11 protein-coding genes are annotated in these 13,372 nt (G+C 34.5%); 9 read left to right on the top strand and 2 right to left on the bottom strand.

Going from position 1 to position 13,372, the window contains the following annotated elements:
* On the bottom strand, positions 1 to 1,153 hold a 1,153-nt coding region (locus BKH45_RS05685), incomplete at its 3' end, for a hypothetical protein (RefSeq protein ID WP_143428385.1).
* Between the two features lie 151 nt (positions 1,154 to 1,304).
* Here BKH45_RS05685 and carB point away from each other — a divergent pair.
* Genes carB through BKH45_RS05665 form a run of 4 tightly spaced genes read left to right on the top strand, consistent with a single transcriptional unit; the run spans position 1,305 to position 6,042 of the window.
* Complete coding sequence (carB, locus tag BKH45_RS05680; protein WP_095274513.1) at positions 1,305 to 4,592, top strand: carbamoyl-phosphate synthase large subunit; 3,288 nt, start codon at positions 1,305 to 1,307, stop codon at positions 4,590 to 4,592.
* Positions 4,592 to 5,032: a Sua5 YciO YrdC YwlC family protein gene (locus BKH45_RS05675; protein ID WP_095274512.1), complete on the top strand. Its 441-nt coding sequence runs from the start codon at positions 4,592 to 4,594 to the stop codon at positions 5,030 to 5,032. The genes carB and BKH45_RS05675 overlap by 1 nt, the downstream gene beginning before the upstream one ends.
* Positions 5,033 to 5,087: 55 nt before the next feature.
* Positions 5,088 to 5,756, top strand: a complete 669-nt coding sequence (locus BKH45_RS05670; protein ID WP_095274511.1) for an outer membrane beta-barrel protein — start codon at positions 5,088 to 5,090, stop codon at positions 5,754 to 5,756.
* A gap of 40 nt (positions 5,757 to 5,796) precedes the next feature.
* A complete protein-coding gene (locus BKH45_RS05665; RefSeq protein ID WP_095274510.1) occupies positions 5,797 to 6,042 on the top strand; it encodes an RNA-binding S4 domain-containing protein in 246 nt (81 codons plus the stop codon).
* Here the strand turns inward: BKH45_RS05665 and arsB are convergent.
* On the bottom strand, positions 6,039 to 7,301 hold the full coding sequence (gene arsB / locus BKH45_RS05660) for an arsenical efflux pump membrane protein ArsB (protein WP_095274509.1): 1,263 nt from the start codon (positions 7,299 to 7,301) through the stop codon (positions 6,039 to 6,041). The genes BKH45_RS05665 and arsB overlap by 4 nt on opposite strands.
* 199 nt (positions 7,302 to 7,500) lie before the next feature.
* Here arsB and ileS point away from each other — a divergent pair, with 199 nt between their 5' ends.
* From ileS to flgG, 5 genes are all read left to right on the top strand, one after another.
* Positions 7,501 to 10,278, top strand: a complete 2,778-nt coding sequence (gene ileS / locus BKH45_RS05655) for an isoleucine--tRNA ligase (protein ID WP_095274508.1) — start codon at positions 7,501 to 7,503, stop codon at positions 10,276 to 10,278.
* A gap of 36 nt (positions 10,279 to 10,314) precedes the next feature.
* Positions 10,315 to 10,455 carry a hypothetical protein gene (locus tag BKH45_RS08845; RefSeq protein ID WP_180675658.1) on the top strand — a complete coding sequence of 47 codons (141 nt, stop codon included), beginning with the start codon at positions 10,315 to 10,317 and terminating at the stop codon, positions 10,453 to 10,455.
* 132 nt (positions 10,456 to 10,587) lie between these two features.
* Positions 10,588 to 11,568 (top strand): iron ABC transporter permease, encoded by a 981-nt coding sequence (locus BKH45_RS05650; protein WP_095274507.1) that lies wholly within the window; start codon positions 10,588 to 10,590, stop codon positions 11,566 to 11,568.
* Positions 11,569 to 12,336 (top strand): ABC transporter ATP-binding protein, encoded by a 768-nt coding sequence (locus BKH45_RS05645; RefSeq protein WP_095274506.1) that lies wholly within the window; start codon positions 11,569 to 11,571, stop codon positions 12,334 to 12,336.
* A gap of 51 nt (positions 12,337 to 12,387) precedes the next feature.
* Positions 12,388 to 13,176 carry a flagellar basal-body rod protein FlgG gene (gene flgG, locus BKH45_RS05640; RefSeq protein ID WP_095274505.1) on the top strand — a complete coding sequence of 263 codons (789 nt, stop codon included), beginning with the start codon at positions 12,388 to 12,390 and terminating at the stop codon, positions 13,174 to 13,176.
* Positions 13,177 to 13,372: the final 196 nt, after the last annotated feature.

Raw genomic sequence — 13,372 nt, 5'->3', positions numbered from 1 at the left:
TGTATTGGGCTCCATTAACATTATTTGCACTGATAGTATCTGTAGTTCCTGCCCTCACATCAGCCATCAAACGAAAGACACCATTTTCTCCGGTGATGGTATTGACTGAAAGAGTGCGAGGGGTATAATTGGGAGATTCAAGACGATAGGATACCCCATCATTAGCTATTTTTGTAAAATCAACAACTGCAAGTCTTTCAATATTGTTATATTGATTTTCTACCACTTCAGTTAAGTTATTTGTATCTAATGTAACAATTTTGGAAGTAGCATTTAAAAACCACTTCCCTCCATTATTGAGATAGAGTTCAACATTTGATCTGGAGCCGGGCGCAATTGAGACTCTGCCTTCAAAGTAACTTTGAGGATTATCTAAGTTAATATTAATATTTCCTTTTGAACCTGCTTCAGCAGAGAGGTCTCCTTTGAGTTGGATAATGTTTTTAGGGTCAAGAGTTTGCCCTGTAGCCTCGTTATAGTTAAGATAAACAGCCCCATCTCCTTCCAGACTAAAAATCATTCGATACCCTCTGCCACTTTTGACTCCTGCGCCAAATCCTTCTGAAGGTTGCATTTTAGATACATCAATGAATACATTTTTGGTAAATTTAAAATAACCCCCTGTAGGACCATTAGAAGTAAAAACTCCTCTTTGGATATAAACATCAGGGCTTGCAATAAGTGAAAAATTAGCATTAATATCAAAATTAGCATTTGTCCTATCAGATGCTTGTGAACGTGTCATTATCATCCCTTCAAGTCCATTACCTACTTTTTGAATCTGATTAACATTAAAGATAAGATTCCCTCCATTAATTGTATAGGTATTTCCATTTTGTCCTCTAAAAATAGGTCCGGAAAAGCCTAAAATAAAGCCTTTAGAATCAACATTAACAGTAACTGTTGCGTTAGGATCAATATTCATTGTGGTATAGCCATCAAACATTATGCCGGTAAAATTAGCAGGAAATTTATCGGTTGTTTCTAAGGTAAAATCTTCATTGATTGTGGTATCTGCAGTGTAAGTAGATTGCAATTGGTTAAGTGTGCCTGTAAAACCAAAACAAAAAGTTGGAATTAAAATAAATATAAAAGTATATGCAAAGATATGAGAACACAATGAAGTAAAAAATTCTTTAATATTTAATTTCAAATTAATTCTCGCAAATTTTTCTTTTTTTCACAGGATAACAGATAAAACTATAGATTTTATTTTTACATATATATATGTATTTGTATCGGCTAATATCAAGTTATTTTTAGAGAAATTAGACTAGAATCTTAAAAATATTTTGAGGAAAAATATGCCAAAAAGAGAAGATATAAAAACAATACTTTTGATTGGATCTGGTCCTATCGTGATTGGTCAGGCTTGCGAATTTGATTATTCGGGCACTCAGGCTGCCAAAACACTTAAATCTTTGGGCTATCAAGTAGTTCTTATTAATTCCAATCCCGCTACAATTATGACCGATCCGGAATTTGCTCATCGCACCTATATAGAACCTATCACAGAAGAAATAGTTGCCAATATTATTAAAAAAGAAAAAGTAGATGCAATATTGCCGACAATGGGGGGGCAAACAGCACTTAATATTGCCATGAGTATGTATGAAAAAGGTATGCTTGAGGGAATTGAATTTTTAGGGGCAAACCCTAGCGCAATTAAAAAAGGTGAAGATAGACAAGCCTTCAAAGAAGCAATGCTTAAAATTGGCATGGATTTGCCTAAGAGTCGCTATGCTTATGATGAAAATGAAGCCCTGGAAGCTGCCAAAGAAATTGGCTTTCCCCTTATTATTCGGGCAAGCTACACTCTTGCAGGTGGAGGGAGTGGGGTTGCTTATAATATTGATGAATTTAAAATTTTAGCTCAAAATGGACTAGAAGCCTCCCCAATTAATGAAATTTTAATTGAAGAATCTCTGCTTGGTTGGAAAGAATATGAAATGGAAGTAATTCGAGATAGGGCAGATAATTGTATTATTGTGTGTTCTATTGAAAATTTTGATCCTATGGGGGTGCATACAGGAGATAGCATTACAATTGCTCCGGCTCTTACGCTTACAGATAAAGAATACCAACGCATGCGAGATGCAAGTTTTGCTATCTTGAGGGAAATTGGCGTAGATACAGGTGGGAGTAATGTGCAATTTGCTGTAAATCCTCAAACAGGAAGAATGATTGTAATTGAAATGAATCCGCGTGTAAGTCGAAGTTCTGCGCTTGCTTCTAAGGCTACAGGATATCCTATTGCTAAAGTGGCTACGCTTTTATCCGTGGGTTATCGTTTGGATGAGATCAAAAATGATATTACAGGCACACCGGCAAGTTTTGAACCTAGCATTGATTATGTTGTAACCAAAATTCCCAGATGGACATTTGAAAAATTTCCTCAAACAGATTCCACTTTGACCACATCAATGAAAAGTATCGGGGAAGTAATGGCTATTGGGGGGAATTTTTGTGAGTCTGTTCAAAAAGCTATTTGTAGTTTAGAAACGGGCTTATGCGGGTTTGAATCTATTAGTAATGATTTGGAATTTATCAAAAAAGAAATTCGGCGACCTAATGCCAATCGATTGCTTTATATTGCTGATGGTTTCCGACAAGGACTCAGCATCAAAGATATTTACGACCTTAGCAGCATCGATCCATGGTTTTTAAATCAAATTTATTCAATCATCTCTCAAGAATCTATCATTACTTCAGAAATGCTTCAAGATCCAAAGCAAATGCGAAAAATCAAATCAATAGGCTTTAGCGATAAAATGATTGCTAAGTTAATCAATAGAAATGAAAAAATGGAGATGAGCGAAGTTGAAATTTATCAAGCAAGAAATCAATTAGGCATCCAAGCAGTCTATGAAGAGGTAGATACTTGCGCAGCAGAGTTCCCTTCATTGACCCCTTATCTTTATTCTACTATACCTACAGATGATTTTCTCCGGAGCCATTTTTTAGAGTTTAATCCTAGAGATTCAAAACAAAATCAAGAAGAATCTAAAAAAGTTATGATTATTGGTGGAGGTCCTAATCGTATAGGGCAAGGGATTGAATTTGATTATTGCTGTGTGCATGCAAGTTTTGCTTTAGGGGATATGAAAGTAAAAAGCATTATGTATAATTGTAACCCTGAAACAGTTAGCACAGATTATGATACAAGCGATGTTTTATATTTTGAACCTATTGATTTTGAACGCGTACGATCTGTTGTAGAAAGAGAAAAACCTGATGGGATTATTGTGCATTTTGGTGGGCAAACTCCCTTGAAACTTTCTAAAAACCTCACAAAAATAGGAGCTAAAATTATTGGCACTACAGCAAGAGTGATTGATATTGCTGAAGATAGAGAAAAATTTTCTGCTTTTGTGCAAGAGAATAATTTAAGACAACCTGAAAATGGGACTGCTTTCAACAAAGAAGAAGCTTATGTGATTGCAAACAAAATCGGTTTTCCTGTTTTGGTGCGCCCTAGCTATGTTTTGGGCGGGCGGGCTATGAGAATCGTTCATAATAGTGAGGATTTACGTTTGTATATGGAGGAGGCTGTCAAGGTTAGCGAAAATTCTCCGGTATTGATTGATAAATTTCTAGATCGTGCTATTGAGCTTGATGTGGATGCTATTTGTGATGGTAAAGATATTTATATTGGCGGGATTATGCAGCATATTGAGGAAGCAGGGATTCACTCCGGGGATTCAGCAAGTTCATTGCCTACAATCAGTATTGAACAGAGCTTACTTGAAGAGATTGAAGACACTACAGCCAAAATAGCCCTCAAATTAGGTGTTATTGGATTGATGAATGTCCAATATGCCATTTATAAAAATGAGGTTTATTTGATTGAAGTCAATCCGCGTGCAAGCAGGACTGTTCCGTTTGTGAGCAAAGCAACAGGACTTCCTCTTGCCAAAGTAGCCACACGTGTGATGTGGCAAGGCAATTTAAAAGAATGTCTGGAATATTATGATCATTTTAATATCGTGCGTTTTCAAAGGGGCATCTACAAGCCTAAAAAAATGGATCATATTGCCCTCAAAGAATCCGTATTTCCATTTAATAAGCTTTATGGAGCAGATTTACTGTTGGGTCCGGAAATGAAAAGCACAGGAGAAGTAATGGGGATTAGCAAAAATTTTGGATTAAGCTTTGCTAAGAGCCAAATTGCTTGTAAAAATTCTCTTCCCCAAAAAGGACAAATTTTTATCTCATTAAGCGAGCAAGATAAACTTGAAGCTCATAAAATGGCGCAAAAATTTATTGATTTAGGTTTTAGAATTTGCGCTACAGAAGGTACTCATAATGCTTTGGAAGCTAAGGGAATCCCCTCAACAAAGGTCCTTAAAATTTCTGAGGGTCGCCCAAATATACAAGATTTGATGGCTAATGGAGAGATTGTAATGGCAATCAATACAGGGGATAGCAAATCCAACAAGGAAGATGCCAAGCTCATTCGCATTCAAGTATTGAAAAATTTGATTTCTTATTTTACAACATTAGCAGGAGCAGAAGTTGCTACCCAAGCTTTAAGTGAGATGGAAAAAGCAGATGTAAATGAAGCTATTGCCTTGCAAGATTATTTGTGTTAATGGATGCTAAATTTATCTATCTTACTCAGAGTGATACTACAGCAGGTTTATTGAGTGCAGATCCTTTCAGATTAAATCAAATTAAAGGGAGACAGCCATATAAGCCTATTTTAGCTGAAGTTGATTGTTATGAGACACTTAAAAAATTCACAAGAGTGCCTGTTTTGTTTAGAAATCGTGTGCGGCGATCACAAAAAACTACTTTTATCTATCCCAATCATCAATCATTTCGCGTTGTAAAAGATGAATCTCATTTGATGTTTTTAAGAAAATTTTCGATCATGTATTCTTCTTCTGCAAATAAAACCGGATCTGTTTTTGATATTCAAGAAGCAATAAAAATGTGCGATATTATAGTTATAGATTCAAGAGGCATTTTTGCAGGGATTCCATCAAAAATTTTTAAGATTAATAAAATTAAGATTAAAAAAATCAGATAGAGTATTTATTATTGATATAAAATTATATAATAATTATCTAATAAAGAGGAATTAAATGAAAAAATTTTTTATTCTTTTGTTTTTTATACTCATGGTTAGCGTAAATGCTAGTGATAAGGAGAATAAATTAGGTATTTTTATCGGGCTTAATATTGGAGAATTTGGATTGTTTAAAAAATCCGGTTTGAAATCTTTAGATACGCAAAGTCATTCTCAGAATTCTGCAGATAGCAGTATGAATGGTGTTGATAATTTGGGTTTGAGAATTGGCTATCAAGTTATGGGTTCTTATAATGGGGTGTGTTTTTATGGTCACATGGATTATAGTAATTTTAATTTGGATTTTTATGGGCACAAAAATGTTTCTATGATCCGATACGGGGCTTATGTTGATTATTTGCTCAATCTTCTTGAGACAGGCAATTCTCATAATGGAGGGATTTTTTTAGGTGTTGGCTATGAATGGATAGGCGGGAGTTTTGGCAAATATATTGAAGATTTGCCAAATAGTTCTGAATCTATAAGTGTCGAAAAAAATTTGCATGGTTTTTTGATGAATATTGGACTTGCAAACATTTTTTTTGACAAACATCGGGTTGAAGTTGGAGTTAAATTCCCTTTTTATGTTCTATATTTTGCAGAATATAAGCTTAAAAATCCTGCCAACACAGGATCTCTTGATATTTTTGGAGACTATTATGTCAGCTATAGTTATATTTTTTAGTTATTATTTGTTATAAAGGTTTTGAAGGTATGTTTTTAAAATGAGAGTCGATAAATTTATAAACATAGTCAATATTGTCAAAAAACGATCTATTGCCCAAGATATGTGTAATACAGGTGTTGTATGCGTGAATGGCGTAGTTGCAAAGTCCGGCCGTGATGTAAAAATAGGTGATGTGATTGAAATAAAATATTTGGATAATCCCAGACGATATAAAGTGCTTGATATCCCACTTACTAAAAGTATTCCAAAATCTCAAAGTCAAATATATGCTAGAGAAATTTAGTTTATAAATCCTGTTGTAAAAAGAGTGATAAGTAAAACAGGAGGGGTAATGATAAACCCAATTTTGCAATATTGCAGCCATGATATTTTTATTTTTTTGGTAGCTAAGACATGAAGCCACAGAAGTGTCGCCAGAGATCCAATGGGGGTAAATTTAGTGCCCAGATTACATCCAATAATATTGCTAAAAGCAAGATAATTCAAATGAGTGTCTTTGATGGCAATATCTTGTATCATGACAGTTGGCATGTTGTTCATCGTTGCTGAGAGAAAAGCAGAAATCACACCAATACCAAGAGTGGCCATTAATTTTCCTTGCATATCCAGCCATAATATTAATTGACTTAAATAATTGCTTACTCCGGCATTTTTAAGCCCATACACAACAATATATAAACCAATGCTAAAATATACAACTTGCCAAGGGGCAGATTTTAAGACTTCAGTGATTTTGAGTGCTTGATGGTATTTGGCAATCATGAGAAATACTATTGATCCTCCCAAAGCAAAAAGACTTATAGGCAAATGATAAATGTCTCCAACCACAAAACCTATCAAAAGCAGTCCTAAAAATCCCCAAGAAAAACCAAACAAAAAAGAAGATTTAATAGCAGTTGCCGGACTTGGAAGGCAAGAAGCGTCAAAAGATTTTTGAAGTATTTTTCCAAAATACAAATAAAGCACTAAAATTGAAGAAATAATGGCTACTAAATTGGGTATAAACATTGTTTTTGCATATTCAACAAAGCTGATTTGAAAAAAACTTGCAGTAATAATATTGGTGAGATTAGACGTGATAAGGGGGTTTGATGTGGTATCTACAATAAATCCCACTCCTAAAACAAAAGCAATAAGTGTTGGTTTTTGCGCTTGAAGATGTTTCATCAGCGCAAATATAATAGGGGTTAGAATAAGCACTGCTCCATCATTAGCAAGTATGGCTGAGAGGATAGATCCAAATACCAAGATAAAAACAAAAAGTTTTTTGGGATTTTTGAAGCTATGTTTGGCAATCCATAGGGCAATGGATTCAAAAAAACCGATTTTATCTAAGATTATTGAGAGAATGATTAGCCCCACTAAGCTAAAGGTTGCATTCCAAACCATTTCTACCACAAATAAGGCATCCTTGAGACTGACTGTTTGCCCTAACAATGAAATCCCTGCTCCCATCAAAGCAATGCTGCCAAATCCCAAACCAAAAGGTCTGCAGATAACTCCTGCCATTGTGAGAATAAAAATTATTAATGAAAGTAACAAAATGATACCTTAAATAAAATTTTATAGAATAGATTTTATCATATAGAAATGATATTATGAATTATATGTTAAAAGTTTTAAATATTATTGCTATCTTTTCTCTGTGATTTTCTAATGAAGATTTAAGAAATAAATCAAATTTTTAGTTCATTTTTTGTAAAATAGCCTGGAAATTCTATCTATAACAATAAGGATTCTGATGGACTATAAAGATACACTCATACTCCCTCAAACTGATTTTCCCATGAGAGGTAATTTGCCTATAAATGAGCCACTTAGATACCATAAATGGCAAAAAAATAGAGTTTATGACAAAATGAAAAATAATCGAATCCAAGCAGAAAAAAATGCCCAAACCTTCAATCTCCATGATGGTCCTCCTTATGCCAACGGACATTTGCATATCGGGCATGCACTCAATAAAATTCTTAAAGATATTGTTGTAAAATACCACTATTTTCAAGGGAAAAGCATCCGTTATACACCCGGATGGGATTGTCATGGATTGCCTATTGAACAGCAAGTAGAAAAAAAACTTGGTAAGGAAAAAAAAGACACTCTTCCTAAACAAAAAATTCGCGAGCTTTGCAGGGCGCATGCAAGTGAATTTATTGCTATTCAATCAGGAGAATTTCAACAACTAGGTGTCTTGGGGGATTTTGAAAACCCTTATAAGACAATGGATTTTTCGTTTGAAAATGATATTTATAAAGTTTTATGTGAAGTGGCTATGAGTGGTCTCCTTAGCGAAAGAAGTAAGCCAATTTATTGGAGTTGGGCTTGCCAAACAGCTCTAGCAGATGCTGAAGTGGAATATAAAGATAAAGAATCTGATTCTATTTTTGTTGCTTTTCCTTTAAAATCAGATGCCTTGTCTAAATTGGGAGTTTTGCAAGCATCAGTAGTGATTTGGACGACAACACCTTGGACATTACCGGCAAATACAGGTATTGCATTAAAACCAAATCAAAAATATGTTCTTACTCAAAAAGGTTTTATTGTTGCAAAAGATTTGCATCAAAAGCTTGTAGAAAATGGCGTTGTAGATAGTGAGATTTCCAAAGAATTTCTTTCTAATGAACTGGAAAGATTCCACGCCAAAAATCCTCTCAATGGAAGAGATTCTATGTTGGTGTTAGGAGAATATGTAAGTATGAATGATGGGAGTGGCGCTGTGCATATGGCTCCTGCACATGGTGAAGAGGACTATTATGTGGGTTTAAAATATGATATGCCTGTTCTCATGGCAGTTGATGATAAAGGTTGTTTCAATGAGTTTATTCTCAAAGAGGGGCTTTTACCGGAGGAATTTGTGGGCACCCATATTTTTAAAGCTCAGAAAAAAATCCTTGAAATGTTAGGGGATTCTCTTTTAAAACATACTAAAATTATTCATTCTTACCCGCATTGTTGGCGATCTCATGAACCTGTTATTTACCGTGCTACAACTCAATGGTTTATTTTGATGGATAAACCTTTCAGAAATGGAAAAACATTAAGAGAAGTGGCACTGGATGCGATTGATGAAACTGTTTTTTATCCTCAAACAGGCAAAAATCGTATCCGAACAATGGTCGAAAATCGGCCGGATTGGTGTATCTCAAGACAAAGAGATTGGGGTGTACCAATTGCATTTTTTAGAGATAAAAAAAGTGGTGAGCCCATCTTTGATATTGAGGTTTTTGATCATTTATCAAGTATCTTTGAAAAAGAAGGTTGTGATGCATGGTGGAGCAAGGAAATAAAAGATCTCTTGCCTCCTTCATGGGTGCTGAAGGCTAACGATCTTGAAAAAGGCAAGCATATTTTAGATGTATGGTTTGATAGTGGGAGTACCTGGAGTGCTGTTTTGAAAACACATAAAAATAATCCCAAATATGATGGAGGTACTTATCCGGCTGATGTGTATTTGGAGGGAAGCGATCAACACAGAGGGTGGTTTCAAAGCTCTTTATTATTAAGCTGTATCCTTGAGGGCAGAGCTCCTTTTAAATCTATCATCACACATGGTTTTACTGTTGATGAAAATGGTGAAAAAATGAGTAAATCTAAAGGCAATGTTATTGGACTAGATACAATTTTAAAAGAATATGGCAGTGATATTTTGAGACTTTGGGTTGGGATGAATGATTACCAAAATGATTTAACAGTTTCAACAAATTTTTTTAAACAAATTGCTGAGCAATACCGAAAAATTCGCAATACTTTTCGATTTTTACTTGCCAATACAGAGGGGTTGGAAACTTTTGTGGGGTATCATGAATTAGGTCAAATTGATCGCTGGATTGTGAGTAGGGCAGATGAAGTTTTTAGACAAGTTGATGAACTCTTTGGAAAATACGATTTTGTAAAAGCGCTGGGAATTTTGATGACATTTTTAAGCAATGAGCTTAGCGGGATTTATCTGGATTTGTGCAAGGATAGTTTATATTGTGATAATAAAACATCTCTGACACGTAGGGCACATCAAAGTGCAATGGCGGCAATTGGACGAAATTTAGCCCATCTTTTAGCCCCGGTTTTAACTTATAGCGCAGATGAAGTTTTGGAATTTGCTCCAAAAGTTATGAAGGGCAATATAGAAGATGTTTTTGATTTAGATAAGTTAGATTTAAAGGTATTATTTGACCTTGAATTGAAGGTTGATTTTGAAGAACTTTTAAAGATTCGCTCCGGTTTTGGCGAGGCTATTGATATGCTTAAAAAAGATAAAGTAATAAAGTCTTCTTTAGAACTTTGTGTTGGCGTAGAAGAAAATATATTCGAAAATCTTGATACATGGCTTATTGTTAGTGAGATAGTCCCTTCTTCTTTGGCATCTCAAAATAATGTTATCAAAACATTTGAAGTGAGCACTGAAAATAAAGAAAAAAAATTTTTAATTTTTAAATCATCCAAACAGAAGTGTCCCAGGTGTTGGAGATATGTTTGTGCTTCTGAAGAAAAGCTTTGTAAAAGATGTCAAGGGGCGCTTTGAATCTAATAAGGTTGCAAGAGAAAAAAGGATATATAGATGGGATTTGAAATTTTTGGAATCAAATTCTTTGATTTTAGCCGGCCTTTTGGCTATCCGGAAGTGTTTAGTACAATCATTATCGTATGTTTATTGGCATATATAGGGTTTTTTATTTTAAAAATAAAATCAAAAAAATAACTTTTTATCCGGTATTACTAAAAATACAATATTAATAATTTGTCGATATGATGTTGCGTATTAAGTTTAAGCTGGAGTTAAGATGTCGTTTTTACTTGTTCGAAAAATCCAAATATACAGATTTCATTAGCTATGAAAAAAATAATTCTTTATGGACTGGTTTTTATATTAGGCGTGATTGTTTTATTTTTGGGAGCAAGTAATGTTGCTTGGGTTGGAGGGATAAAAAATATTTATTATCATATTTTTTATCACCAACCTTTGAGTGCTGATGGGGTAATTATTTATGAAGTTCGTCTTCCCAGAATTATACTTGCTATTATTATAGGGGGTATTTTATCAGGATCAGGGGCAGTGATGCAAAGTATTTTCAAAAATCCCTTAGTTGATCCGTTTTTATTGGGTATTTCTTCCGGGGCAGCATTTGGATGTGCTATTTCTATTGGTTTGTTTGAGAATCTTCCTTTAGGGATTTTGGCTTTTGTTGGGGCATTAGGAGCATCTTTTGTGGTGATTGTTGTTGGGAGACTTGCGGGAGGATCAAATGTTTCTTTGGTGCTTTCAGGAGTGGTACTTTCAGCATTTTTATCTGCGCTTAGTGGTTTGGTAAAGTTTTTTGTTGATCCTCAAAAAGCCCAAGCAATTGTAGTGTGGCTTTTAGGGAGTCTTTCTCTTGCTAATTGGGAAAATGTAGGGATTGCTTTATTGGGATTTATTGTGGGGTTTATCCCACTTTTTTTACTTCGTTGGAAAATCAATCTTTTAGGTTTGGGCGATGGAGAATGTATATCATTGGGGATTTCTCCTTCAAAAATGCGTTTTATTTGCATTACTTGTGTGAGTTTCGCTTGCGCTTTGGCTGTAAGTGTAAGTGGGACTATTGGGTGGATAGGTCTTGTTGTCCCCCATTTAGCCAGAGTTATATTTGGATCAGATATGCGTTCATTATTAACAGGATCAATTGGTTTGGGTGCATTGATATTATTGGGGGCAGATAGTATTGCTCGAACATTGACTTCTTATGATCTGCCTGTAGGGATTATTACTGCTGTTTTAGGCGCTCCTTTCTTTATTTTTTTATTGGGTAAATTTGCAGGTAAATGGAATCACTAGATGAATATTTTAGAGATCAAGGACTTAAGCTTTAATTATGGGAAAAATCATATTTTAGAAGATATTTATTTATGTTCCAAACAAGGGAGTATTAGTGCTATTTTAGCTCCTAATGGGACAGGGAAAACAACATTATTCCATAATATTTTAGGGATACTAAAACCTTTAAAAGGAAGTATCCGGGTAAAAGATGAAAATATCTTGGGTTTAGGGGCAGCCGGTAGAGCTCATTATATTTCTTATGTACCTCAAGAATGGCAAAGCCCATTTAATTACAATGTCTTAGATATTATTATAATGGGACAAACTCATAAAATGGGATTATTTGGAATGCCAACAATAAATGATAAAAATAAAGCTTTGGAATTAATGGAAGAAATGAATATCGCTCATCTTCAAAATCATGGTATCAATCAACTTAGTGGGGGACAGCGTCAAATGGTTTTGCTTGCACGTGCTTTATTTCAGGAATGTCCTGTGCTTTTACTGGATGAACCAACTTCTCATTTAGATATCAAAAATCAAACTTTGCTTTTTCATCATCTCAAAAATCAAGTTCGTAAAAAATCTCTTTCAGTTCTCATTAATATCCATGATCCTAATCTTGTAAGCGCATATGCAGATGAAGTATATATGATCAAAAATGGGAAAAATTTTTGTAATGGACATGTGAATGAAGTAATGAATGCACAGAATTTAAGTCAATTGTATGAGGTTGGAATAGAGATAGGTTATATCCATAATCGTCCCTTCATCCATGCTTATTGATTTGGTATTTTTTTTGCTTAGAAAGGGTAATTATTCCAAAAGGATTTCGAAATGATGCGTGCATTATATACAGCTACTACAGGGATGTTAGGGCAGCAGCTCCAAATTGATACGACTTCAAATAATATTGCTAATGTCAAAACAACAGGGTATAAAAAACAAAGGGCAGAATTTAATGATTTATTTTATCAAGCGCTTCAATATGCCGGAACAGCTACAAGCGAAACTACACTTTCGCCTACAGGGATAGAAGTAGGCTTAGGTGTGCGTCCGGGCGCAATTAATAAAATGTTTTCTCAAGGTAGCCCTCAAGAAACAGAAAATAATTTGGATATTGCCATAACAGGCAAAGGATTTTTTCAAATACAACTTCCTGATGGAAGTATTGCTTATACAAGAAGTGGAAATTTCAAACTTGATGATCAAGGTAATGTTGTAACAAGTGAGGGGTATTTGCTTTTGCCCCAAATCACTGTTCCCCAAGATGCTACACAGATTAATATTGGGACAGATGGGACGGTGAGTGTTGTGCAAGGAAACCGGGGATTGAGTAATGTTTTAGGACAAATTGAAATTGTAAATTTTATAAATCCTGCAGGGCTTCATGGACTAGGCGATAATCTTTATATCAACACAAATGCTTCCGGAGATCCTATAGCGGGAGTTGGCGGTACAGATGGATTAGGACAATTGCGACAAGGGTTTTTGGAATTAAGCAATGTAAAATTGGTAGAAGAGATGACTGATCTCATCACAGGGCAACGTGCCTATGAAGCTAATTCCAAGTCAATTCAAACAGCAGATTCAATGCTCCAAACCGTAAATAACCTCAAACGATAATCCGGTTTATTGATATTGAATTATTTGAAAGATTTTATAATGATTGATATAACCGGAGTTTTAATTTCTAATTAAAAATAAAAGAGGGATAACTAAAAATTATTATTCAAAGCTTTTGTATGAATTTGATTTTTTAAAGTTAATAAATATCATGATATTGATTGTTAATTTTAGACATATTAAGAGTCTTCAAAAA

Origin of the sequence: Helicobacter sp. 11S03491-1 (genome assembly GCF_002272835.1) — a bacterium.
Taxonomy (GTDB): Bacteria; Campylobacterota; Campylobacteria; order Campylobacterales; family Helicobacteraceae; genus Helicobacter_J.
Note: the sequence above shows the minus strand (reverse complement) of the source record. Positions and strands in the feature narration are given on the sequence as shown.